Here is a 24,768-nt window from a genome sequence, read left to right on the forward strand (position 1 = left end):
CCCGGCGCTCGCATCAATGCAGGAAATCCTGCATCCGGTAATACGCGCCGACGAGCGGCAAGAACCACGCGTGCCCGAAATGGCCCGGTATCGCCGGCCAGTCGAGCTCGCGCCACGGGTTCGACGCGGCCGCGCCATACAGCACGTCGGCCATCACGCGGCCCATGTGCACCGACATCTGCACGCCGTGGCCGCTGTAGCCCATCGAGTAATAGAGGCCGTCGTGCTGGCCCGCGCGCGGCAGCCGGTCAGCGGTGATGTCGACCAGCCCGCCCCAGCAGTAGTCGAGCCGCACGCTGGCCAGTTCCGGGAAGTAGTCGGCCATGCCGGCGCGCAGGATGTCGCCGCTCTTCGCGTCGGAGCGCGGGCTCGACATCGCGAAGCGCGCGCGGCCGCCGAACAGCAGCCGGTTGTCGGGCGTCACGCGGAAGTAGTTGCCGATCTGGCGCGACGTCACGTACGCGCGGCGATGCGGCAACAGCCGGTTCAACTGCGCGTCGGGCAGCGGCTCGGTCACGACGATGAAGCTGCCGACGGGCGCGATACGTCGCCGGAACCACGCGAACGGCCCCTGCTGCGATGCGCCGGTCGCGACCAGCACGCGGTCGGCGACGATCGTGCCGCGCGTACACGTGATCCGGTGGCGCTCGCCGTCGAGCCGCTCGAGCTGTGTGACGGCCGCGTGCTCGTACACGCGTGCGCCCGCGCGCACGGCCGCTTGCGCGAGCCCGACGCCGAACTTGCCCATGTGCATCTGCGCGCCGTTGTGCTGCAGGAGCCCGCCGTAGAAACCATCGGAGCCGACTTCGTCGCGGATTCGCGACGGCTCGATCAGTTCGATGTCCGGATCGACGTCGCGCCGCAACGCATCGAACGTCTTCGCGAGCCCCGCGAAGTGCTGCGGCTTCGCGGCGAGCTTCAGCTTGCCCGCCCGCAGGAAGTCGCAGTCGATCGCGTGTTCGGTCACGATCGTCTCGACGCTCTTCACGGCGCTTTCGTATGCGCGATAGAACTGCTTCGCGGGCTCGGCGCCGATGCGCGCGGCCAGCGACGCGTAGTCCTGCGCGACGCCCGTATTGCACTGGCCGCCGTTGCGGCCCGACGCTTCGCCGGCGACCTGCGCGGCTTCGAGCACGACCACCGAAACGCCGCGCTGCGCGAGCGCGAGCGCCGCCGACAAGCCGGTGAAACCGCCGCCGATCACGACCACGTCGGCCCGCCCTTCGACAGGGCCTTCGCTACCGGCGCGAAACGCGGGGCGGGTATCCAGCCAGTACGATTCCAGTTTCATCGGATCCTTCTTTTGCATGCCGGCAACGACGATCGGCGACCGTTCAATGAGAATCATTTAATCACCGTCAAAAACCGCAGTTGCCGCGTATTCGCGCGCGGCACGCGTACAAATTGCCGTTTTGCGCGACCGCAGCAGCAGACTATGCGGCGGGCCGGCCACCGCGCCGCGCGATGAACGGCTCGCGCGCCATACACTACAACTGCACCGGCGTGACACCCGCCGACGCCGGCTCCGCCTGGAAGCGCGCGAGATCCTCCTCGCTGCGATGGCACAGCACCTTCGCGCCGTTCCCGAGCGTGCGCAGCGACGGGGCCGTCCGGTTGCACACGCCGTCCACGCGCATCGCGCAGCGCGACAGGAACGGACACAGCTCGGCCTCGTTCTCGCGCTCGCCGATCGGCACCAGCGGCCGGTGGCAACGCTCGGCCGCATCGTCGAGCCAGCCCGCACGCAGTTCCGGCGCGGACGACACCAGCAAGTGCGAATACGGGTGATAAGGCGGCGCGCACAGCGCGTCGCGGCTGCCCGTCTCCACGCGGCGGCCCGCATACAGCACGACGATGTCGTCGCTGATCGCGCGCACCTTCGCGATGTCGTGCGTGATGAACACGTACGACACGCCGAGCTTCGCCTGCAGGTCGCGCAGTAATTCGATGATCGCGGCGCCGACGACGGTGTCGAGCGCCGACGTGACCTCGTCGCACAGGATCAGGTCGGGCTCGGCCGCGAGCGCGCGCGCGAGGTTCACGCGCTGCTTCTGCCCACCCGACAGCTCGCCGGTACGCCGCGCGGCCACCGCCGGCGGCAGCCGCACGAGCTCGAGCAGTTCCGCGACGCGCTGGCGTGCGCGCGCGCCCTTGATCCCGTGGTAGAACGCGAGCGGCCGCGCGAGCGTGCGCTCGACGGTATGCACCGGGTTGAGCGCGGTATCGGCATTCTGGAACACGATCTGCACGCGGCGATGCTGCTCCTTCGTCCGTTTGCCGATATCGCGCGCGAGCGGCTCGCCGTCGAGCAGGATCGCGCCGCCGGTCGCCGGCACGAGGCCCGCGATCACCTTCGCGAGCGTCGTCTTGCCGGAGCCCGATTCGCCGATCACGCCGACCGTCTGCCCGCGCCCGATGCGCAGGTCGACTTCGTGCAGGATCACCTTCGCGGGCCAGCCGTTCGCGGTGCGGCCGCCGTAGCCCGCGATCGCGCCGCGCACGTCGAGCAGCGGCGCCGGCGCGGCCGGTTGTTCCGCTTGCGCGTCGCGTTCGGCATCGTTCGGCGTGACCGCCGCGATCAGGCTCTGCGTGTACGGGTGCGTCGGCGCATGCAGGATCTGTTCGGTCGCGCCCGCCTCGCGGATCACGCCGTCGCTCAGCACGACGATCCGGTCGGCCATCTGCGCGACCACGGCCAGGTCGTGCGACACGTACACCGCACTCATCCCGTAGCGCCGGATCACGCTCTTGAACGCCTGCAGCACGTCGATCTGCGTGGTCACGTCGAGCGCGGTGGTCGGCTCGTCGAGGATCACCAGCTCCGGATCGGTGATCAGCGCCATCGCGGCCATCAGCCGCTGCAACTGCCCGCCCGATACCTGGTGCGGATAGCGCTTGCCGATCGTCTCCGGCTCCGGCAGCGCGAGCGCGCGAAACAGCTCGATCGCCTTCGCCTGCGCGTCGCGCTTCGTCATCGTCTTGTGGATCAGCGCGCTCTCGATCACCTGGTCGAGAATCGTGCGCGACGGGTTGAACGCGGCGGCGGCGCTCTGCGCGATATACGCGACCTTGCGGCCGCGCAGCGCGGTCAGCGCCGCTGCGGACAGCGTGCACACGTCGGTGCCGTCGAGCTTCACCGAGCCGCCGGCGATCCGGCATCCGGTGCGCGCATGGCCCATCAGCGACAACGCAATCGTCGTCTTGCCGGAGCCCGATTCGCCGATCAGCGCGAGCACCTCGCCGCGCCCGATGTCGAAGTCGACGCCGTGGACGATCGTCGTTTCCTCGCCGCCCGGCCGGCCGCCGACCACGCGCAGCCCGCGCACCTCGACGAGCGGGTTCGATTCGTGTCGCATCAGTGTCCTCCGGCGGCGCCGGCCGCGCCCTTGCGGCGGCCGCGATGCGGCAGACCGTCGATCATCAGGTTGACGCCCACCGTCAGGATCGCGATCGCGACCGCGGGCATGATCGCGACGGCCGAGCCGTCGCCGAGGCTCGCGATGTTCTCGCGCACGAGCGAGCCGAGGTCCGCATACGGCGGCTGCACGCCGAGCCCGAGAAAGCTCAGGCCGCTCAGCAGCAGCACGACGAACGTGAAGCGCAGCCCGGTGTCCGCCAGCATCGGGTGGATCATGTTCGGCAGCATCTCGACGCACGCGATGTACAGCGCGCTCTCGCCGCGCGCCTTCGCCACCTGCACGAATTCGAGCGTGCTGATGTTGACCGCCAGCGCGCGCGCGATCCGGTAGGAGCCGGGCATGTAGCTGACCGCGGCGGTGAGGACCAGCAGCGGCAGCGACGAGCCGAACGCGGCGACGAACATCAGCGCGAACATCTTCGACGGAATCGACGTGAGCGCGTCGAGCAGCCGGCTCATCGTCTCGTCGACTGCGCGGCCCGACACGGTCGCGAGCAGCCCGAGCGTCGTGCCGGTCACCGCGGCGAGCAGCACCGCGGCCAGCGCGAGCAGCACGGTCAGCCGCGTGCCGTACAGGATCCGGCTCAGCATGTCGCGGCCGAGGAAGTCGGAGCCGAACGGCAGCTTCGCGCTGAACGGCGAGAACACGTCCGGCGTGATGATCGCGCCGACGTCATGCGGCGCGAGCAGCGGCGCGAACACCGCGACGAACAGCATCAGGCCGACCATCGACAGGCCGACGCGGCCGCCGGCGGTCAATGCGATGCGCACGCCCCGGCGCTTGCGCGGCTGGTCGGGAGCAGGTGCGGCAGGCGGCACGCTGCCCCGCCCGAGGGGCGGGTCGCCGGATGGCGGCAGCGCGCTGCTGCGTTGTACGGGATCGATCGGTTGCATGGGCGGCATCTCGGAAGAAAGACGAAACACTCAGGTGCGCAGTCGCGGATTCGACACGATCGAGCACAGGTCGGCGAACAGCACGAGCGTCAGGTAAGCGACGCAGAAGATCAGCGTGCACGCCTGGACCAACGGGAAATCGCGGTTGCTGACGGCGTCGACCATCAGGCTCGCGAGGCCCGGATAGTTGAAGATCGTCTCGACGACGATCACGCCGCCGAGCAGATACGACAGGCTCAACGCGATCGCATTGGCGATCGGGCCGATCGCGTTCGGCAGCGCATGGCGCAGCACGACGCGCGCGGGGCTTGCGCCCTTCAGCACGGCCATCTCGACATACGACGCGCTCAACTGCTCGATCACCGCGGCGCGCGTCATCCGCGCCATCTGCGCGATCACGACCGCGCACAGCGTCAGCACCGGCATCGCATACGCACGCAGGAAATCGTGCAGGCTGTCGATCGGGCCGCTGTACGACAGCGCGGACAGCCAGCGCAGCTTCACCGCGAACACGAGCACGGCGACCGTCGCGATCAGGAATTCCGGCGTCGCGACGAGCGACAGCGTGCCGAGGCTGATCGCGCGGTCGATCACCGACTCGCGCTTGACCGCCGCGAGGATCCCGAGCAGCAGCGCGATCGGCACCGACACGGCGGTCGTGATCGCCGCGAGCGCGAGCGACTTCGGCAGGCGTCCGCCGATCAGTTCCGACACCGGCATGTCGCCGGAAAACGACCGGCCGAAATCGCCGTGCAGCAGCCCGCCGAGCCAGTGCACGTAGCGCACGTGCGCCGGCATGTCGAGACCGAACTGCTGGCGCAGCGCGGCGACCGTCTCCGGCGTCGCCGACTGGCCGAGCGCGGCCTGCGCGGCGTCGCCCGGCAGCAGGTTCGTGATCGTGAAGATGATCGCGGACACGATCAGCAGCGTCAGCGCGGTGACCGCGATGCGCCGGCCGATCAGGCCGATGAGAATTCGGTTCATGGAGCAGTACTCCCGAAAAAACCGCGCGTGGCCGGCGCGGTGGTCCGCACCGGCCGCGCGACGGCGGCCAGCCACAACGTCATGCGTTCCACCACACGTTCTCGGCGAACATGAAGCCCATCATCCCGCCGGTCGGGATCGAACCGAGGCCCGCGAGCCGCTTGTCGTATCCGTCGAGGAAGCTGATGAACGCCGGAATGCCGACCCGGCCCTGCTGCGCGACGATCACCTGCATGTCGCCGTACATCTGCTTGCGCTTCGCATCGTCGGTTTCCGAACGCGCGGCGAGCAGCAGCTGGTCGAACTTCGCGTTCTTCCAGCCCGACTCGTTCCATGTCGCATCCGACTTGAAGAACTGCGTGAACAGCACGTCGGCGCTCGAACGCGGGTTGATGTTGCCGAACGTGAGCGGGTGCTTCATCCAGTGGTTCGACCAGTAGCCGTCGGGCGACGCGCGGTTGACCTGCAGGTTCAACCCGATCTTCTGGCCGGCCTGCTGCAGCAGCACGGCCATTTCGATCGACCCGTTCGCGTCGGACGTCGCATAGATCGGCGGCAACGTGGCGCCCAGCGCGCCCGCCTTCTGGAACAGGAACTTCGCCTTGTCCGGATCGTGCGCCCGCTGCGGCAGCGACGCGTTGAAGTAGCGATGCCCCGGCGGAATCGGCTGGTCGTTGCCGATCACCGAGTAGCCGCGGAACACCGCCGTGCGGAGCTGCTCGCGATCGAACAGGTACTTCATCCCTTCGACGAAATCGGGACTCGAGACGATCGGGTTGTCGCTGCGCATGATCAGGTCGGTATAGAGGCCCGACTTGGTTTCCTTCAGCGCGTAGCCCGGCGTCGACGAGACCCGCTGCGTCGAGCGCGGATCGATCGCGTTGATCAGGTGCACGTCGCCCGACAGCAGCGCGTTCAGGCGCGCGGCGCTGTCGCTGATGCCGATCAGCTCGATCTCGTCGAGATACGGCTTGCCCGGCTTGAAGTAGCTGTCGTTGCGCACGCCGACGGTCGACACGCCCGGCTTGAACGACTTCAGCTTGTACGGGCCGCAGCCGATACCGGTCGAGAAATCGGTCGTGCCGTCCTTGACGATCACGAGCTGCGGCGTCGCGAGGATCACCGGCAGGTCCGCGTTCGCGCTGGCGAGCGTGAGCGTGACTTCGTCGGGGCCGGTTGCCTTCGCGTCGGCGAACTGTTCGGCGAGCGGCTTCACCTTCGACGCGGTGGCCGGGTTCTTGTGGCGCATCAGCGAATACACCACGTCGGCCGGGCCGACGGGCTTGCCGTCGTGGAACGTGACGCCCTTGCGCAGCTTGATGATCCACGTCTTCGCATCGGTCGTCTGCAGCGACTCGGCGAGGTTCATCTGCGGCGTGAGGCTCGCATCGAGCTGCGTGAGGCCGCTGTAGAACATGAAGAAGCGCGTGTAGTCCGCGCCCGTCGAGCCCTTGGCCGGGTCGAGCGTATCGGCCGTCGAGCCGGCTTCGTTCGCGACCCGGATCTTGCCGCCGCGCTTCGGCGCGGGCGCGGCGAATGCAGAGCCGGGGGTCATCAGCAGTCCGCCGGCGCCGGCGGCCATCATGCCGCTCGCCGCCATGACCTTCATCATGTCGCGGCGCGTGAAGCCGCCCTTGCCGCCGTTGTCGATATCGTCGCTCATCCGAACTGCTCCTGACTGTGGGAAGTGGGTCCAAGGGTCCAGCGTGGTTGTTCAATCGCGCCGCGCCCGCTTGCTGGTGGCGGGCGCGACGTCGTGCACATGGAATTCATTTAAGCATCGCCAAAATGCGGTTTGTCGCGATTCGGGCCGCCCGCACGATACGAATCGACCGTTTTGAGCCGCCCGCGCAGCATGAATTGCTGCGTGCGCGCCCGTGTCGCCGTGTGCCCGGCGGCGTGTCGCGGCGGCTGCCGAACCCGTGTCGATGCAGGAAATCGTAAGGCCGCAGCCGCCGCAGATTGCGCCGACAAAATTGCCCGTTCGGCATCCGGCGCGCGTTTGGCTCGTGCAAACCGCACGTTTGTGTCGAATGCGTGTCCGCATGCCGACGACGGCTGAAGCGAGCGGTACGATGCGGCAGATCGCCGCATGCACGGGCGTCAGCGGTGGCGGTCACGACGGCACGCCGCGTCTGAAAGTTCAGAGGAATGCCGCTCCATCGGAGCGGCTTGGCGAGAAGGCGGGAAGATGACGGGATTGCCCGGAAACCGGGCCCGTGCAGCCGTCAGGAACCGCGGCGCCATGCGGCGACGCGTCCGTTACCGGCATGCCGGCGATGTACGACGTCGACGGCCGCGCGGGCAAGCTGATGGATCTGCTGGTCGCCGAAATCGCGACGATGCCGCGCCTGTCGCTGCATGCGCCGCTGCCGGCCGATGCGCAGTTGGCGAAAGTGTGCCGGCGCGGCGCGAAGAAGGCGGGGTGATGCGCTGGCTGGCAGTGAGCGGCACGAAGCCGTCACGCAGCGAGCCGGAATACCGATACGGCGGCCCGCAGGCGCGCCGCCTGCTCGTCCAGCGAGGACGCGGCGGCGGCAGCCTGCTCGACGAGCGCGGCGTTCTGCTGGGTGACTTCGTCCATTTGCGCGACCGCCAGCCCGATCTGTTCGATGCCGGTGCTTTGCTCGGCCGAGGCCGCCGAAATCTCGCCCATGATGTCGGCCACCCGGTCGATCGACCGGACGATCTCCGTCATGCGCGCGCCGGCCGTCTCGACCAGCCGGCTGCCGCTGCCGGCCCGCTCGACCGACGCGTCGATCAAGCCCTTGATGTCCTTCGCGGCCGCGGCGCTGCGTTGCGCGAGCGAGCGGACTTCCGACGCGACGACGGCGAACCCGCGCCCCTCCTCGCCGGCCCGCGCGGCTTCCACCGCGGCGTTGAGCGCGAGAATGTTGGTCTGGAATGCGATGCTTTCGATCACGACGGTGATGTCCGCGATCCGCACCGATCCATCCGAAATCTGCCGCATCGTTTCGACGACGGCCTGCACGGCGGCGCCGCCGAGTTCGGTCGCATCCTTCGCCTGGGTCACGAGCGCATTCGCCTGGCGTGCGTTGTCGGCGTTCTGTTTGACCGTCGACGTGATCTGCTCCATGCTCGCGGCCGTTTCCTGCAGCGACGCGGCCTGCTGCTCCGTGCGCTGCGACAGGTCCAGGTTGCCTTGCGCGATCTCGCCGGTGCCGGTGGCGATCGAGTGGGTCGTGGTCTGGATTTCGGCGATGGTTTCGGTCAGCCGCGCCTTCATGTCGCCGAGCGCGACGAGCAGGCTGCCGGGCGCGGCGTGCGCCGTATCGAACTGCACATCGAGTTCACCGGCGGCGATGCGGGCCGCAATCCGCGCCGCATGCGCGGGCTCCCCGCCGAGCGTACGCCTGACGCTGCGCAGCACACCCCATGCGATGGCCGCGAGCGCCGCGGCGATGACGAGCGCGACGGCGCCCAGCACCATCGCGAGCCGGGCGAACGCCGCATTGATGTCGTCGTAGAAGAATCCGGTGCCGATCCACCAGTCCCAGTCCGGAATCGCGACCACGCCCTGGAGCTTCGGCTCCAGGTCCGCGTCGGGGCTGCGCTTGATCAGCACGTCGACGAGCGCGAAATGCGACTGCGCCATTCCGGAGCGGTACGCCTCGCTGTCGGTCAGGCCGCTGGTCGTGCGGTTGCCCTTCGCGCGCGTGCCGATGAACTTCGCGTTCGGGTGCACGAGGTTGACGCCGTCGGCCGTCGTGACCCAGAAGTAGCTCTTCGAATTCGCGTTGAGCGCCGACAGCGCGGCCTTGGCCTGCTGCTGCGCCTGCTCCTGCGTGAGCGTGCCGTTCGTCTGCAGCGCGCGATACGAATCGACCAGATGCTCGGCCTTGGTCAGCAGAATGACGATCTCTTCGCGGCGGCTGTCGATCAGCGCGTCGCGCAGCGTGTGCAGCGACAACGCGGCGAGCAGGACGACACCGAGCAGCGCCGCGGCGACGAGCATCAGCAGTTTGGTGGACAACTTCATGCGGGGGCCTCGAAATATTAACCGTTCGGTACATATATCGGCCCGGGCGGCCCCACCTTGAACGACTCGATATCGGTAATTACCCTCGTTTCGTGCGCTGATCGAACGCGCGACGCGACGGGCCGCGACGGCATCGCGGCCACGCCCCGTCGCGACGTTCGGTGAATCCGCCGGCGCAGTCGGCTTACAGACCGAGCTGCGTCGCGAGATGGCCGATGTCCGACACTTCGTAATAGTTGTAGAACGGCGTGCCCGGCTCGTGGCCGCGGTTCACGAAGGCCTTGTGCTTGATCCCGAGATCCTCGGCCGTCATCAGGTCGTAGCGCAGGCTCGACGACACGTGCAGCACGTCCTCGGGCTTGCAGCCGAGCTGGTCGAACATGTATTCGAAGCCCTGCATCCGCGGCTTGTACGATTGCGCCTGCTGCGCGGTGAATACCGCATGGAACGGCGCGCCGAGCTTGTCGACGTTGCTCATGATCTGCTCGTCCATCGCGTTCGACAGGATCACCAGCTTGTACTTCGACGCCAGCCGCGACAGCCCGGCCGGCACGTCCGGGTGCGGGCCCCAGGTCGGCACCGCGTGATAGAAAAGCTCGGCCTCGGCTTCGTCGAACTTCACGCCGAGCCGCGCGCAGGTGCGGCGGACCGAGTTGACGACGACATCGCGGTACGGCTTCCACGCGCCGAGCACCTCGTCGAGCCGATAGGCGGCGAACGCGCGCACAAAGGCCTCCATCGTGGCCGGCGACAACCGATCCGCATAGATTTCGCGCGCCGTCTCGGCCATCCGGAAATGGGTCAGCGTGCCGTAACAGTCGAAGGTGATGTACTTCGGTTCAAACTGGATCATGGTCAGGTCCTGTCGGTGTGAAGCCCCGGCAGGGCCGGGGGATGGGCTGGGTTTAACGAAATTGAATCAGGGCAAAAAGCCGTTCGCGCATCATTCGGCGCCGCTCAAAACGCAGAATCGCCGCGTGTTGCCCGGCACATGCAGCACGATCTGCGGCGCGATCGGGCGCGGCGCGGCGCAGCGGCGCCGGCCGGTGGGCGCCGCGCCACCGCGGCGGGCTCGCCTGCCGGTGCGGCCCTTCGGCAGGCGGCAGCGCCGCCGTGCATGCATCGTAGTGCCGTTCCCACAGCAGGAGTGGTCGGATTGACCGGCCGCGCCGGCACGATCCGCGCGTTCGTGCGCGCCGGTCGAGCGGGTTTGCATCGATCTCGCGCGGCCGGCCGCCGTGGCCCGAAAACAGGCGAATCGTCCTATCCGTGCCGCGACCGCGCTGGCAGAGTGAACGAGTCATTTCCACCCATCCGGAGTCCGGCGTGTCCGACCTCAACCCTTCCCGCACGCTTATCTATCGCCCGTTCGCCGAAACCGACCTGCCCGCCGCGCATCGTCTGTCGGAAGCCGTCAAATGGCCGCACCGGCTCGACGACTGGCGCTTCGCGTTCCAGCTCGGCGGCGGCTTCGTCGCCGAGGATGAATCCGGCGTCGTCGGCACCGCGCTCGGCTGGCGCTTCGACGACGCGCATGCATCCCTCGGCATGGTCATCGTGTCGCCCGAGCGCCAGGGCTGCGGCATCGGTCGCGAACTGATGACCCGCGTGGTCGACAGCCTCGGCACGCGGACCGTGTTCCTGCATGCGACGCCGTCCGGCGAACCGCTGTACGCGAAGTTCGGCTTCGACGCAATCGGCACGATCGACCAGCACCAGGGCGCGGCGTTCCAGCCGCCGCTGATCTCGCTGCCGCCCGGCGAGCGCCTGCGCCCGCTCGGCACCAACGACGGGCCGCGCCTCGCCGCGCTCGCGTCGCGCGCGACCGGCTACGAACGCGGCGCGGTGATCGAGGCGCTGCTCGACGTCGCGAACGGGATCGCGCTCGACCGTGACGGCGAGCTGCTCGGCTTCGCGCTGTTCCGCCGGTTCGGCCGCGGCCACGTAATCGGCCCGGTGGTCGCACCCGATGCATTGCGCGCGCAAGCGCTGATCAGCCACTGGCTCGCGCTGAACGAGGGCATGTTCGTGCGGCTCGACGTGCCGGGCGACAGCGGGCTGTCCGACTGGCTGCAGGGGCTCGGGCTGCCGCGCGTCGACACCGTCGTCGCGATGGCTCGTGGCGCAACGCCCGAACCCGACCCGGCGCTGCGCGCGTTCGCGATCGTGAACCAGGCGCTCGGTTGAGCGGGGGCACACGATGAGCTTTCTCTACAAGGCCGACCCGGTGCGCGGCGCGCAGTGGGCGGTGCGCTTCGCGCAACAGGCGCCCGATCTGCCGTTCCGGATCTGGCCGGACCTCGGCGACGCCGAGGCCGTCCGCTATCTCGCCGCATGGCAGCCACCGGATGACCCGGTCGCGCTGCTGCCGAATCTCGAAGTCGTGTTCTCGGTCGGCGCCGGCATCGACCAGTTCGACCTGTCGCGCGTGCCGTCGCACATTCCCGTCGTGCGGATGATCGAGCCGGGCATCGTCGAAGGGATGATCGAATACGTGACGCAGGCCGTGCTGACGATCCATCGCGACCTGTTCGACTATGCGGTGCAGCAGCGCGACCAGGTGTGGCGCGAGCATCCCGTGCGCGCGGCCGCGTCGCGGCGCGTCGGCGTGCTCGGGCTCGGCACGCTCGGCCAGGCCGTGCTCGACACGCTGCGGCGCTTCGGTTTCCCGTGCGCCGGCTGGAGCCGCACGCCGCGCACGCTCGACGGCGTCGACTGCTATGCAGGCGATGCGGCGCTCGACGCGTTCCTCGCCCGCACCGACATCCTGATCTGCCTGCTGCCGCTGACCGACAGCACGCGCGGCCTGCTCGGCGCGCGCGTGTTCGACGCGCTGCCGGCCGGCGCGTCGCTCGTGCAGGTCGGGCGCGGCCCGCAGCTCGATGCGGCGGCGCTGCTCGCGGCGCTCGCGAGCGGCCGCGTCGACAGCGCGATCCTCGACGTGACGGATCCCGAACCGCTGCCGGCCGGCCATCCGTTCTGGACGCATCCGCGCATTCGCATCACGCCGCACATCGCCAGCGCGACGCGGCCCGACACCGCGGTCGACGCGGTGCTCGCGAACCTCGCGCGCCATCGCGCGGGCCAGCCGATGATCGGCGTCGTCGATCGCGCACGCGGCTACTGATATACGCCCGGCCACGCCTGCCGGGCGCGCAGCAGAAAATGCCGAAGCGCCCCGTACAAACACCGCGCGCATACGTTTCGGGCCGCAAATTGAAGGCGCATGCGGATTTCTCGCCCGGTAGCATGAACTCACCGCTGACACCTGACGAGAGTCCCGCCTTCCCATGAACCAAGCCGCGCTGATCGAAGCCGATCGTCAACACCTGATCCACCCCGTCGTCAACTACCGTGCGCACGAGGCGCGCGGCGTCACCGTGCTGGAATCCGCGGACGGCGTGTTCCTGCGCGACGCCGCGGGCCACACGCTGCTCGACGCGTTCTCGGGCCTGTGGTGCGTGAATGTCGGCTACGGCCGCGACAGCATCGTGAAAGCCGCCGCGGACCAGATGGCGAAGCTGCCCTACGCGACCGGTTATTTCCATTTCGGCTCGCAGCCGGCGATCGAACTCGCCGAACGGCTCGCCGCGCTCGCGCCGCCGTCGCTGAACCGCGTGTACTTCACGCTCGGCGGCTCGGACGCGGTCGATTCCGCGATCCGTTTCATCACGCATTATTTCAACGCGACCGGCCGCCCGTCGAAGAAGCAGATGATCGCGCTGGAGCGCGGCTATCACGGTTCGTCGTCGGTCGGCGCCGGGCTCACCGCGCTGCCCGCGTTCCACCGTCATTTCGACCTGCCGCGTGCGGACCAGCACCATATTCCGTCGCCCTACCCGTACCGCCATCCGCTCGGCGACGATCCGCAGGCGCTGATCGCCGCGTCGGTCGCCGCGCTCGAAGCGAAGGTCGCCGAACTCGGCGCGGACAACGTCGCCGCATTCTTCTGCGAGCCGGTGCAAGGTTCCGGCGGCGTGATCGTGCCGCCGGCCGGCTGGCTGAAGGCGATGCGCGACGCGTGCCGGCGCCTCGGCATCCTGTTCGTCGCGGACGAGGTGATCACCGGCTTCGGCCGCACCGGCCCGCTGTTCGCGTGCGAGGCCGAGCAGGTCGATCCGGATCTGATGACCGTCGCGAAGGGACTGACCGCCGGCTATGCGCCGATGGGCGCGGTGCTGATGTCCGACGAAATCTACGAAGGGATCGCGGGCGACCGCGCCGATTCGCCGGTGGTCGGCCACGGCCATACGTATTCCGCGCATCCAGTGAGCGCGGCGATCGGCCTCGAGGTGCTGAAGCTCTATCACGAAGGTGGGCTGCTCGCGAACGGCCAGGCGCTGGCGCCGCGCTTCGCCGCGGGGCTCGACGCGCTACGCGCGCACCCGCTCGTCGGCGACGCACGCTCGGTCGGCCTGCTCGGCGCGCTCGAACTGGTGACCGACAAGGCGCACAAGACGCGCTTCGACGCGGCGCTGAACGTGCCGGACAAGATCGCGGCCGCCGCGTACGCGAACGGCGTGGTGTTCCGCGCGTTCGGCGACGGCGTGCTCGGCTTCGCGCCGGCGCTGAGTTTCACCGCGGGCGAGTTCGACCTGCTGTTCGAACGCGTGCGCAAGACGCTCGACGACGTGCTGGCCGACGCGGGCGTGCAGCGCGCGCTCGACGCCGCGCACGCGCAGCCGGCCTGACAGGCCAAGGGAAAGCCGGGCTTGTGGCCGCCATCGTTCGACTCTAAAGTAACCGGACATTCCATTTTTCCCTCTCACGTGAACATGACGGACAGCAAGCTGGATCGCATCGACCTGCGCATCCTCTCCCAGTTGCAGAAGCGCGGCCGCATGACCAACGTCGAGCTGGCCGATGCGGTCGGGCTGTCGCCCAGTCCATGCCTGATCCGCGTGAAGCGGCTCGAGAAGGCCGGCTACATCGGCGGCTACGGCGCGCACATCCAGCTCGAGAAACTCGGCGACGTGCAGGTCGTGTTTACCGAGGTCACGCTGGCCGACCACCGGCGCGAGGATTTCGACCGCTTCGTCGCGGCGATCCGCAACGTCGACGAGATCGTCGAATGCCACCTCGCGAGCGGCGGCTACGACTACCTGCTGAAGTTCATCACGCGCAGCGTGAGCCATTACCAGACGATCGTCGAAGGGCTGCTCGAGCAGAACATCGGCATCGAGAAGTATTTCAGTTACGTGATCATCAAGTCGCCGTTCGTCAAACGGCACTACCCGCTCGAATCGCTGTTCGGCGAACGTCACTGACACCCGGCGCGGCATCCCGTAACGCAGCAGCCCGCTGTCCGCGTGGGGTCGTCGCACGCCCGCTCCGCCGTCGTTGTCGTCGAACCGCTTCATTCAAGGACCTGTCATGCCGCTTACGCTGTCCCGAACCGAACTCGTTCGCACCGCCAACCTGATCGACGGCGCGTGGCGCGATGCGCTCGACGGCCGCCGCTTTGCCGTCACCGATCCCGCCACGCTCGAGACCGTTGCCCACGCACCCGACAGCGGCGCCGCCGACGCACGCGCCGCCACCGACGCGGCAGCCCGCGCGCTGCCCGCGTGGCGCGCGACGCCCGCGCGCGAACGCGCGGCGATCCTGCGTGCATGGCATGCGGCGATCGTCGCGCACACCGACGATCTGGCGAAGTTGATGTCGCGCGAACAGGGTAAGCCGCTTGCCGAAGCGCGCGGCGAAGTCGCCTACGGCGCGTCGTACGTGCTGTGGTTCGCCGAGGAAGCGACCCGCACGTACGGCGACCTGATCCCGCAGCAGCAGCGCGGCAAGCGGCTCAGTGCGGTGAAGGAGCCGATCGGCGTCGTCGCCGCGATCACGCCGTGGAATTTCCCGCTCGCGATGATCGCGCGCAAGATCGCGCCCGCGCTCGCGGCCGGCTGCACGGTCGTTGCGAAGCCGGCGGAGGACACGCCGCTGACCGCGCTCGCGCTCGCGTTTCTCGCGCAGGAAGCCGGCGTACCGGCCGGCGTGCTGAACCTGATCACCGCATCGCGCGAACGCGGCATCGACGCCGCGGCCGACTGGCTCGCCGACGGCCGCGTACGCAAGATCACGTTCACCGGCTCGACGCCCGTCGGCAAGCTGCTCGCACGCGAATCGGCGGCGACGTTGAAGAAGCTGTCGCTGGAGCTCGGCGGCAATGCGCCGTTCATCGTGTTCGACGACGCCGAACTCGATGCCGCGGTCGACGGGCTGATGGCCGCCAAGTTCCGCAACGGCGGGCAGACCTGCGTGTCGCCGAATCGCGTGTACGTACAGGCCGGCGTCTACGACGCGTTCGCCGCGAAGCTCGCGGCGCGCGTCGCCGCGCTGAAGGTCGCGCCGGCGACCGACCCGGCCGCGCAGATCGGCCCGATGATCAACGCGCGTGCGGTCGACAAGATCGCGCGCCACGTCGGCGATGCCGTCGAACGCGGCGCACGCGTGCTGACGGGCGGCAAGCGCCTGACCGAGCTTGGCGCGAACTATTACGCGCCGACGGTGCTTGCCGACGCCAGCGCCGACATGCAGCTCACCTGCGAGGAAACCTTCGGCCCGGTCGCCGCGCTGTTTCGCTTCGAGACCGAGGACGACGCCGTCGACGCCGCGAACGACACGCCGTTCGGGCTCGCCGCGTATTTCTACACGCAGGACGTGCGGCGCATCGCGCGCGTGTCGGCGCGGCTCGAAACGGGCATCGTCGGCATCAACGAAGGCGCGCTCGCGAGCGAGGCCGCGCCGTTCGGCGGCGTGAAGGAATCGGGCTATGGCCGCGAAGGCTCGCGCTATGGCCTCGACGACTACCTGTCGATCAAGTACCTGTGCCAGGGCGGGCTCGAGTGATCGGGTGAGTCCGGGCCGTCCGCGAGGACGGCCATCGCCGCACCCGGTCGACATACACGCGTTGACATCGGAACCGATCGGTCCATATAATGAATCCAACTTCAGGCACCGCATCGTTTGCGAAACCGATCAATGGCAAATCCGGCTGGCGTGGGCCGCCCCCGCGAATTCGAACTTGGTGATGCCGCGCGCGACGCGATGGACGTTTTCTGGGACCGCGGATATGAAGGTGCGTCCCTGCCCGACCTGATGGCCGGCACCGGCTTGTCGCGGGGCAGTCTGTACAAGGCGTTCGGCGACAAGAAGGCGCTGCTGCTGGCGGCGCTCGATCTGTATATGGCCGACGGGCTCAAGGCGACCGCGGACATCCTGTCGCAACCCGGCGCCGTGAAGGACGCCATTCGCGACTCGCTGCTGCGCTATGCCCGCCTGTCGGTCGGCGAGGCGGGCCGACGGGGATGTCTCGCGGTCGCGATGACCACGGAACTGGCCGCGCGCGACGCGGATGTCGCGGAACGCACCGGGCGCATGTTCCGGCGGCTGCAACAGCTTTATGCCGGTGCGATCGTTCGTGGCCAGGCGAGCGGCGAGATCGCCGAGCAGGACGAACAGGTGCTGGCGCGTTTGCTCGTCTGCCAGATCGAAGGCATGCGCGTGCTGGGAAAAACCGGGGTGCCCGAGGACGACATGCTCGCGCTGGTCGACCGCACGATGCGCATCCTCGACTGATATTTTTTTACCCAATTTGGAACCGAACGGTTCCGTATGGAGAGCCATCCATGTCACGGAATGATCCCGTATCGCCCGACCCGCGTCGCTGGGCCATGTTTTCGGTCCTGCTCGTCGGCGCGTTCCTGCCGCCGCTGGACTTCTTCATCGTCAATGTCGCGCTGCCGTCGATCCGCGCGGAACTGGGCGCGTCGTCGTCGGCCGAGCAACTCGTCATTTCATCGTATGCGGGCCTGTACGCGGTGACGCTGATCACCGGCGGACGATTGGGCGACCTGTTCGGCCGCGGGCGCGTGTTTTTCCTCGGGTTGATCGGCTTTGCGATCGCCTCGACGCTGTGCGGTCTCGCGAGTTCGCCGTGGGCGCTCATCGTCGGCCGCGCGTTGCAGGGCGTGACGGCCGCGATCATGGCGCCGCAGGCGCTCGCTTCGATCCAGGCGATCTTCCCCGAATCGGAAAAGCCGCTCGCGCTCAGCTTGTACGGCGCGGTGTTCGGTCTCGCCGCCGTGGTCGGGCAGGCACTAGGCGGAATCCTGATCTCGCTGAATCTGTTGAATCTGGGTTGGCGCACGATCTTCCTCGTCAACCTGCCGCTGGCGATTCTGGTCGTCCTGTTCGGGATTCCGCTGTTGAAGGAAACGCGTGCGCAGCATGCGCGCAAGCTCGACCTCGGCGGCACTGCACTGTCGATGCTCACGCTGGGCGCGCTGATCGTGCCGCTGATCGAGGGGCGCGAGGCAGGCTGGCCCGTATGGGCATGGGTGTCGCTGATCGCGGTGCCGGCCCTTGCCTGGTTCTTCTGGCGCTACGAGCGCCGGCTGGGCCGCCGCGGCGGCGCACCGCTGCTCGATCCGGCCGCACTGCGCGCACCGGGGCTGGGCCGCGCGTTGCTGATCGCGCTGCTGCTGTACTCGATCGGCGCGTTCTTCCTGCTGTTCTCGGTGTATCTGCAGAACGCGTTGCACGTCGACGCGCTGAGTGCCGGCCTCGTGTTCTTGCCGTTCGGCGTGGGGTTCCTGCTCGGCCCGTTGTCGACGCCCTTCTGCTCACGCGTCATCGGCGCTTACGTCAATCCATTCGGCATGAGCCTGGAAATCGTCGGGCTCGTCGGCCTCGCGTGGTTGATCGATGCCACGCCGATCGGGATGCCGCTCGCTGCCGTGCCGCTCGCCGTCGTTCTCTTCGTCATCGGTTTCGGACAAGGCCTCGCACTGCCGACGCTGATGCGCATGGTGACGGGGCGCGTCGCACCGGCGCTTTCCGGCATGATCGCCGGCATCGCCAGCTCGACGCTGCAGGTCAGCACGTCGCTCAGCGTGGCGATCATCGGCGGCATTTTCTATACGACGCTCGGCACGCGCCAGGATCCGGCGGCCATCGCACACGCGTTCATCGTCGCACTCCTGTCGATCTCGGTGTTCCTCGCTGTCGGCGCCGCGCTGGGCATCTCGTTCGCCCGCGCGACCGCCGCGCATACCTCGATGCGGGCTACTGCCCGTCCGGGCTTCGGCCCCGAAGGCAAACGGCCGTAAATCGCCCGTATTTGCCCGTATCGACATTCATCGCCGTAGCAGTCCGATCTGGAGGTTCTTCATGTATGTCGTCGTTTCTTATCGCCGAGCCGCAGGCACGCGATTCGATTCCCGTTACTACGTCGAGCAACACATTCCGCTGGTGGAAAAATCCTGGAAACCGTACGGGCTCGACTATATCGACGCTTTCTTTCCGGCACGTGAGGATAGCGAACTGATCGTCGTGGCGATGTGTCGTTTCAAGAACAGCGCGGCGCTGGACGCCGCATTCGCGTCCGCGGAGACGGCAGATGTCATGGCCGATATCGATGCGTTCACCGATATCGAACCCGATCGGCACATCACGGATGTGTTCTCGCGCGTGCCGTAACGGCGATCGCGCGCCGCCATGCATCGGTTCCGGCTGGTGCCATTGATAACTTGTCCGATCGCACCGCGAACGATCGGGTATCGGGATAGGCACCCGTACGCGAGACACACCACCGGAGGGGCGGGGCTTCAAAGCCCGCGCCGGCCGGGCCGTCCGTCCGCTCACACACGAAAACGAATCCGCGTCGCGGATCGCGTCAGAGCAACCCCAGCGCCGACGCCTTGAGGGTCGCCGCGGCGCGTGTCGAACATTCGAGCTTGCGGAACGCCTTCTCGACATGGGTGCGCACCGTGCTCGGACTCATCGCGAGCGCCTGCGCGACCTGCTTGTTGCTCGCGCCGCGGGAGATCGCCCGCAGGACGTCGATTTCCCGCGCGGACAGGCGCGGGCCAGTGGCCGACGCGCCCGTGGCGATGCGCCGGGGTACGGGCGGTCCGCCCGTCACGAGCGCGGCCACCACTTCGCCGCATAGCCGGCCACACGCAGCTTCTTCCTGCAACTGGCCGGCGGCGGCCGCATCGCTCAGCGCCGCGCGCCATGGACGCGCCGAGCGCAACGCGACCCACGCCAGCGACGCCGCCAGCACGCGCGCTTCCAGCGTCAGCGCCGCATCGCGCGCGCCGCGAAAATAGCCCGAGCCGTCCTGCCGCTCGTACGCATACGACGCAAGCACCGCGGCTTCGCCGAGCGCGCCGGTCTGCCTGCCGGCGCGCTCGGTCCAGTACGGCACGAGTCGCACCTTTTCCCACGCGCTCGCGGGCAGCCGCGTCGGCAGATTCCACACGTCGTTCGGTACCGCGGCCCTGCCTATGCCATGAATCAGTCCGGCGCGGTACACGCGTTCGCGCGCCGCCTCGTCCGACGAGAGCCGGCCGTAACACGCGGCCGCCGTCGCGGCGACCGAACGCGAAAAACCCGTCATCCACGGCAGTTTCAGATCGATGACGTCCGCAATCAATTCGGCGGACGTCGCGCCCTGCATGTCCGGCGTGGCCAATGCGGCGTCGAGGTCGGCGGGCGCCATGTGCTCGAGCGCCGCCAGCCAGCGCGGTGCGTCGCGCGCAGCCGTCTCGACGAGCACGGCCGGATAGCGTGACCCCGCGCGTTGGCCGATCAATTCGAGGGCCCGTTCGATGCCGTACGTGCGGCTGAACACGTCGAGGTCGCCCGCAAGCGCGACGATCGACACGGCGGGCGGCACCTGTTCGCGCACGAGCCGCGCAGGCAGCCCGTTGCCGTCCCAGGTTTCGAAAATGTGCCGCAGCGCGGTTTCCGTCGCGCTGGACAGACCGAGTATTCGCGCAACCTCGCCCGAGACTTCGCAATGAATCTGCGCGAGCGGGATCAGCGCGACACCCGCGCCGCCGATCGCTTCAGCCATGCCGGGCCGGCTCTCGAGCATCGCGGCGCGGATCGCGACGTCGTCGCCGAATACCTGAGCGAAACCCGCCGCGTTCGCCGTGCAGCCTGACCAGCGCAATAGCGCCACCTCGCGAGCCGTGTCGCAAACCGATGCATCGAATCGTGCCGCGTGCGCGAGCTCTGCCGCCAGCCAGCCGGTGCGCGGCGAATGGTCGGTCGGCTGGCCCATGCTGAGGTCGCCGATGAAGGCCAGCGCGCGTACGGCGTCGACTATGCGCAGCGGGGCGTGACGGGCTTCGGCGTCGGGCATCGGGTGGGCGGAGACATTCGCGAGGACGGGAAAACGATCATACGCGACGGCGTCGCGGCGTGCATGAGCATGCGCGTCGGCGGCGCGCCGCGACCGCGCCGGCGCGATGTCCGCCCGCATCGGTGCGGGCAGCCGGCGGACTTCGCCATCGGACATCTGACCGATAGCGGCAGGCGCGGACGATTGCGATACTCGGCGCACTGGAGATCCGGTCGGCGCCGCATTCGCGTGGTGGGAACCGTGCATGCGGACCGGAACGACGATTCAATGTAAATAGGAGTACAAATGACTGATCGCTACCCCGAATTCCACGCCCCTACCGACGAACAATGGCTGAAACGGTACTACTTTTCCCGGGCGATATTCTCGCTGATCTGGGTCGCGCTGGCGTTTTCCGTCGGCCGGCAGAGCGCGGCCGGCGCGGCGATCCTGCTGGTCGTCTATCCAGCCTGGGATGCGCTCGCCAATTTCGTCGACCTGTCCCGCAGCGGCGGGATGGCGGCAAACCGCACGCAAGCGGCCAACGTCGCGATCGGCGCCGTCACGACACTGGCGGTATTTCCGGCGTTGAATGCGGGCCTGCCCGCGGTACTCGCGGTGTTCGGCGTCTGGGCGATTCTCTCCGGCGCGCTGCAGCTCGGCACCGCCGTGCGGCGCTGGAAGCATGCCGGCGCACAGTGGGTGATGATCCTGAGTGGTGCGCAATCGGCGCTGGCCGGGTTGCTCTTCATTGTCCAAAGCCACGCGCCGATGCCGCCCGCGATCGTGAAGATCGCCGGCTATGCGGGAGTGGGTGCGCTTTATTTCCTGATATCCGCCATTTGGCTGCAGGTGCGGGGGATGCGGCGCAGCGTGTCGTGAGCCGTCGGTCAAAATGAAGATGTCACGCTACAAGTCGCCGTCGCCGTGCTTGCGGTCAAGGTCACGCTTTGTGAGCTCGTGCGGACGATCGCGAACGGCAGTTCCGGGGCGACGCGAACGGTTCTGAACGACCCTGAGCGGTCCCTGGCTTCACGCCGAAGAGGACGTTCCCACGGTGGCTTCAAATGTAAAGAGCCCGGCCTCCACCGGACGACGTTCGCACTCGCTCTGCAAAGCCTTCAAAGAAAAAAGGAATGTTGTCGCCGGTGTCCCCGGATAAGCGGCCACGCACCTTATCCCAAGCTCCAAGAGCAGTGTGGGTTTGCGGATTTCCAACAACAAGCACGGGCTGATTTCGTTCTTCGAGCCAGGAATACGTGCCTCCGAACTGCTGGCGACCGACCTCCAGAATGTAACAACCGAATCGTGTCACGATTCCCTCAACCGTTTCAGATGAAAGGTCGTTTCGGTACATCGAAGCCTCTGCAAGCATCTCTTCGACAATCTGCAGGCTTCCTTCTGAAAAATCTAGCTTCCCCTCCGCGCGGTCGTTGAAATCGGCCAGAGCTTGTGCTGCGAGGCGTTGCACTTCTTGCTGGAGTTCACTCATATTTAATCAAAGGCGGGTGCTCGAAGGGATACGCTTGGAATTGTCCACAAGATAGGGGCGAATGTCGATCGGCTGTTTCTGGCCGGCTGCAGCCCAACGCGTTCGGCTACGGCCGACTCACAAGGAGCAGTTGAGATTGTGGAAAGCGGACGTTCGTGCCATCGCTTGGCTACGTGTAGCCAGTGATATGGAGCTTGCGACTGTCCCGAGCCGCAAGCCGCGTCAGCATTGGAGTTCGCTACACAAGCCCTTGAGCGGTCATCGCTAACAATAGTCGTTCAGCGCCGATGCCGAAACCGGCTCCCTCCTGATATGCACCGCCACCAACCACTTGCTGTTGTGCTCCAAGTTCGGTACAGCGCATTTCGAAGCCCCGACCGTTCAGATAGTAGCTGAGGCCTCTGCGGGCCGAATCGTCGATTTCATAGCGAAGGCCGAGTGAATCGAAAAAGCCGATCGCTACCTCCTGGCTGCGTTTGACCGCGGATTCCGGGTTGGGGCATAGATACTCAAATCCTAGTTGGGAGAATTCGCGGTAGCGACCGGCTTGAGGTCGTTCATAGCGGTAGCATCGAGCGATATAAAACAACATCCGCTCCCGTTGTCGACCCAGCAGCTCGCTGCATCGCTCCTGGAACAGTGCCGTTGCCTCAGGAATCAGGCAGCAAGCGCGTCCCTTCTTATCGGGAAAGGCCCACATCTGGCCGATGATCTCGCTGCCCCCGGCTTTTTGAATAAATGTATCTTGCGACCACAACGCCGGGACAATCGCCTCCTCTGCTCCGACGTTAATGAAGATAGCTCCGGAATTGGGTTTCCAGAGCGCGAATTTGCGCGGCTTCCTTGCCAACGATGAAGCGTGTTCCGCGAATCATGGTCATGAGAGTCCTCCTCGGGGTAAAAAATAAAAAAGGCGCCGTAGGCGCCTTGGTCGTTTGTACAGGAAGGGGGAACTGCAATCCCGGATGTCCTGCTATGGACGTAACGAACCACGGCGCATCGGGTGGCGACCGTGATGATGACGAGACTGGTTCGGGACGTTACGGAGTTCCATGCCAGTCATATTGGCACATTAATTTTGATTTGTGAACCGATCCGCATGTCTCGGGGGCTACGACGTGATCTTAAGAACCTAAACGAGTCGCATAGCTAAAGATCGTCGACGATTTATCCTCTGTTGCCGACTGACCGCTTCTGAAGGTATCCGGAATTCCGTGTGTGACGGTCGAGCGAACTCACACGAGGCCCTGTTTTTTGCGAAAGTACCGCTCGTGACAATCCACGTGACGTGATGCATCCGGCACCGGGGCGGCGCGATGTCCCAGCCCCGGTCGAACGTAACGTCGCGCGAACGCCCTACCGCCCCGCCGGCGGCTGCAGGATATCGCGCGGAATCAACGCGATCAGCACGCAGCTGACCAGCAGGCACGCGCCGAGTGCATAGGTCCCGTTGTTGATATCACCGGTCATCTGCTTGGCGACGCCGGTGATCATCGAGCCCGTGAAGCCGGACAGGTTGCCCACCGAGTTGATCAGCGCAATCCCGGCGGCCGCAGCCGTGCCGGACAGGATCTGCCCCGGGAAGGTCCAGTAGATCGGCATCAACGCGAGGATGCCGCACGTGGCAATCGTCAGGAATACGATCGACAGCGCCACGTTGTGGGCAAACGCCGCGCTCAGGATCAGGCAGACGCCGCCGATCAACGCCGGAATCGCCGCGTGCAGGCGGCGTTCGCCGGTCCTGCGCGAGTGCGACGCGTTCCACACCATCGCGAAGATAGCCGTCAGGTACGGAATGGCCGTCAGCACACCGATGTGCAGCGGGCTGTGCACGCCCGCCGCGCGGATGATCGACGGCAGCCAGAAGGCCAGCCCGTAGAAGCCGGTATTGAAGGTCAGCAGGATGAAGGTGAGCAACCAGACGCGCGGGCTGCGCAGCGCGGCGCCGATGCTGTGCGACTTGTGCGCGGCCTCGGATTCGAGGTTGCGCGACAGCACCGCCTTTTCGTCGGCGGACAGCCACTTCGCCGACTGCGGGCCGTCGCCGAGGCAGGCCAGCACGATGAACGCCACGACGATCGACGGCAGCCCTTCGAGCAGCAGCATCCATTGCCAGCCGCTCATGCCCGACAGGCCGTGCGTCTGCTCCATCAGCCAGCCGGACAGCACGCTGCCCAGCGTCAGGCTCAGCGGGATCGCCACCAGGAAACCCGACATCGCCACGCTCTGGCGGCGCGCCGGGAACCAGTAGTTCATGTACAGGATGACGCCCGGGAAGAACCCCGCTTCGCACAGCCCCAGCAGGAAGCGCAGCGTGTAGAACATCGTGGTCGTCTGCACGTGGAAGAACTGCGCGAGCGGCACGATGAACGCCATCGACGACGACACGATGCCCCACGTGATCATGATCCGTGCGATCCAGAAGCGTGCGCCGTAGCGGTGCAGCAGCAGGTTGCTGGGCATCTCGAACAGGAAATAGCCCCAGAAGAAGATGCTGGCGCCGAGCGCATAGACGCTGTCGCTCAGGCTCAGGTCGTCGAGCATCTGCAGCTTCGCGAAGCCCACGTTGACGCGGTCCAGGTAGGCCACGACGTAGCAGAGCAGCAGCAACGGCAGGATGCGCCGCATGACCTTGCGATAGAGGGCGTCTTCGGACGAGTCGGCCGCGGCCGGTGCGGCAGCGGCCTGCGTAAGGGATGGCATCGGTCTGTCTCCTGATTGTGTAGGTCTTCTTCGTACCGGCGAGTGCGCTTGACGCATCGATGTTACCGATAACATCCGGTGGCAAAAAAAAGCCGACGAGGCGACGGGAGCGAACAGCGAACTGATACCGGTAACACATTCGAAGGTAG

The 24,768-nt window shown here is 67.2% G+C and carries 20 protein-coding genes and 1 pseudogene; 10 read left to right on the forward strand and 11 right to left on the reverse strand.

The genetic code is table 11. From position 1 onward, the window contains the following. Positions 1 to 13 precede the first annotated feature (13 nt). The 5 genes from HWX03_RS05265 to HWX03_RS05285 all read right to left on the reverse strand — a co-directional run bounded on the left by HWX03_RS05265 (position 14) and on the right by HWX03_RS05285 (position 6,959). Positions 14 to 1,348 (reverse strand): FAD-binding oxidoreductase, encoded by a 1,335-nt coding sequence (locus HWX03_RS05265; RefSeq protein ID WP_175870547.1) that lies wholly within the window; start codon positions 1,346 to 1,348, stop codon positions 14 to 16. Positions 1,349 to 1,487: 139 nt separating this feature from the next. Next, entirely contained in the window at positions 1,488 to 3,356 is a 1,869-nt protein-coding gene (locus tag HWX03_RS05270; RefSeq protein ID WP_175870548.1) for an ABC transporter ATP-binding protein, read from the reverse strand. After that, on the reverse strand, positions 3,356 to 4,312 hold the full coding sequence (locus HWX03_RS05275; protein WP_175821152.1) for an ABC transporter permease: 957 nt from the start codon (positions 4,310 to 4,312) through the stop codon (positions 3,356 to 3,358). The genes HWX03_RS05270 and HWX03_RS05275 overlap by 1 nt, the downstream gene beginning before the upstream one ends. Before the next feature lie 30 nt (positions 4,313 to 4,342). Then, positions 4,343 to 5,296: an ABC transporter permease gene (locus HWX03_RS05280; protein WP_175870549.1), complete on the reverse strand. Its 954-nt coding sequence runs from the start codon at positions 5,294 to 5,296 to the stop codon at positions 4,343 to 4,345. A gap of 79 nt (positions 5,297 to 5,375) precedes the next feature. Beyond that, the gene (locus HWX03_RS05285) at positions 5,376 to 6,959 is read right to left on the reverse strand and encodes an ABC transporter substrate-binding protein (RefSeq protein WP_175870550.1); all 1,584 of its coding nucleotides are present in this window, start codon (positions 6,957 to 6,959) and stop codon (positions 5,376 to 5,378) included. A 607-nt stretch (positions 6,960 to 7,566) separates the two neighbouring features. On the opposite strand from HWX03_RS05285, the pseudogene HWX03_RS05290 reads away from it, so the two are divergent. Further along, a pseudogene (locus HWX03_RS05290) lies at positions 7,567 to 7,701 on the forward strand (AraC family transcriptional regulator); the annotation flags it as partial. Positions 7,702 to 7,757: 56 nt separating this feature from the next. Here HWX03_RS05290 and HWX03_RS05295 read toward each other — a convergent pair. Beyond that, the gene (locus HWX03_RS05295) at positions 7,758 to 9,296 is read right to left on the reverse strand and encodes a methyl-accepting chemotaxis protein (RefSeq protein WP_175870551.1); all 1,539 of its coding nucleotides are present in this window, start codon (positions 9,294 to 9,296) and stop codon (positions 7,758 to 7,760) included. Positions 9,297 to 9,480: 184 nt separating this feature from the next. Beyond that, positions 9,481 to 10,149, reverse strand: coding sequence for a haloacid dehalogenase type II (locus HWX03_RS05300; protein WP_175870552.1), 669 nt, complete (start codon positions 10,147 to 10,149; stop codon positions 9,481 to 9,483). 473 nt (positions 10,150 to 10,622) lie between these two features. Between HWX03_RS05300 and HWX03_RS05305 the strand changes: the two genes are divergently transcribed. The 8 genes from HWX03_RS05305 (at position 10,623) to HWX03_RS05340 (ending at position 18,773) form a co-directional block, all read left to right on the forward strand. Next, positions 10,623 to 11,483, forward strand: coding sequence for a GNAT family N-acetyltransferase (locus HWX03_RS05305; protein WP_175870553.1), 861 nt, complete (start codon positions 10,623 to 10,625; stop codon positions 11,481 to 11,483). Between the two features lie 13 nt (positions 11,484 to 11,496). Next, positions 11,497 to 12,423 carry a glyoxylate/hydroxypyruvate reductase A gene (locus tag HWX03_RS05310; protein ID WP_175870554.1) on the forward strand — a complete coding sequence of 309 codons (927 nt, stop codon included), beginning with the start codon at positions 11,497 to 11,499 and terminating at the stop codon, positions 12,421 to 12,423. Between the two features lie 163 nt (positions 12,424 to 12,586). Next, positions 12,587 to 13,987, forward strand: a complete 1,401-nt coding sequence (locus HWX03_RS05315) for an aspartate aminotransferase family protein (RefSeq protein WP_175870555.1) — start codon at positions 12,587 to 12,589, stop codon at positions 13,985 to 13,987. Positions 13,988 to 14,071: 84 nt separating this feature from the next. Then, positions 14,072 to 14,563 carry a winged helix-turn-helix transcriptional regulator gene (locus HWX03_RS05320; RefSeq protein WP_006749694.1) on the forward strand — a complete coding sequence of 164 codons (492 nt, stop codon included), beginning with the start codon at positions 14,072 to 14,074 and terminating at the stop codon, positions 14,561 to 14,563. Positions 14,564 to 14,669: 106 nt separating this feature from the next. Then, positions 14,670 to 16,142 (forward strand): NAD-dependent succinate-semialdehyde dehydrogenase, encoded by a 1,473-nt coding sequence (locus HWX03_RS05325; RefSeq protein WP_175870556.1) that lies wholly within the window; start codon positions 14,670 to 14,672, stop codon positions 16,140 to 16,142. A 132-nt stretch (positions 16,143 to 16,274) separates the two neighbouring features. After that, a complete protein-coding gene (locus HWX03_RS05330) occupies positions 16,275 to 16,871 on the forward strand; it encodes a TetR family transcriptional regulator (protein ID WP_175821135.1) in 597 nt (198 codons plus the stop codon). A gap of 50 nt (positions 16,872 to 16,921) precedes the next feature. Beyond that, complete coding sequence (locus HWX03_RS05335; protein WP_175870557.1) at positions 16,922 to 18,403, forward strand: MFS transporter; 1,482 nt, start codon at positions 16,922 to 16,924, stop codon at positions 18,401 to 18,403. A gap of 61 nt (positions 18,404 to 18,464) precedes the next feature. After that, positions 18,465 to 18,773, forward strand: a complete 309-nt coding sequence (locus HWX03_RS05340) for an EthD family reductase (protein ID WP_175870558.1) — start codon at positions 18,465 to 18,467, stop codon at positions 18,771 to 18,773. A gap of 196 nt (positions 18,774 to 18,969) precedes the next feature. On the opposite strand, the gene HWX03_RS05345 is transcribed toward HWX03_RS05340, so the two are convergent. Then, positions 18,970 to 20,445, reverse strand: coding sequence for an HD domain-containing phosphohydrolase (locus HWX03_RS05345; RefSeq protein ID WP_175870559.1), 1,476 nt, complete (start codon positions 20,443 to 20,445; stop codon positions 18,970 to 18,972). A 285-nt stretch (positions 20,446 to 20,730) separates the two neighbouring features. Between HWX03_RS05345 and HWX03_RS05350 the strand changes: the two genes are divergently transcribed. Continuing rightward, on the forward strand, positions 20,731 to 21,306 hold the full coding sequence (locus tag HWX03_RS05350) for a DUF308 domain-containing protein (protein ID WP_175870560.1): 576 nt from the start codon (positions 20,731 to 20,733) through the stop codon (positions 21,304 to 21,306). A gap of 181 nt (positions 21,307 to 21,487) precedes the next feature. Here HWX03_RS05350 and HWX03_RS05355 read toward each other — a convergent pair whose 3' ends face one another. From HWX03_RS05355 to HWX03_RS05365, 3 genes are all read right to left on the reverse strand, one after another. After that, positions 21,488 to 21,916 (reverse strand): hypothetical protein, encoded by a 429-nt coding sequence (locus HWX03_RS05355; RefSeq protein ID WP_175870561.1) that lies wholly within the window; start codon positions 21,914 to 21,916, stop codon positions 21,488 to 21,490. Positions 21,917 to 22,154: 238 nt separating this feature from the next. Further along, the gene (locus tag HWX03_RS05360; protein ID WP_175870562.1) at positions 22,155 to 22,766 is read right to left on the reverse strand and encodes an ATP phosphoribosyltransferase regulatory subunit; all 612 of its coding nucleotides are present in this window, start codon (positions 22,764 to 22,766) and stop codon (positions 22,155 to 22,157) included. A gap of 506 nt (positions 22,767 to 23,272) precedes the next feature. Next, positions 23,273 to 24,619: an MFS transporter gene (locus tag HWX03_RS05365; protein WP_175870563.1), complete on the reverse strand. Its 1,347-nt coding sequence runs from the start codon at positions 24,617 to 24,619 to the stop codon at positions 23,273 to 23,275. Positions 24,620 to 24,768 lie beyond the last annotated feature (149 nt).

This window comes from Burkholderia sp. BCC0397 (assembly GCF_902832865.1).
In the GTDB taxonomy this organism is placed as follows: domain Bacteria; phylum Pseudomonadota; class Gammaproteobacteria; order Burkholderiales; family Burkholderiaceae; genus Burkholderia.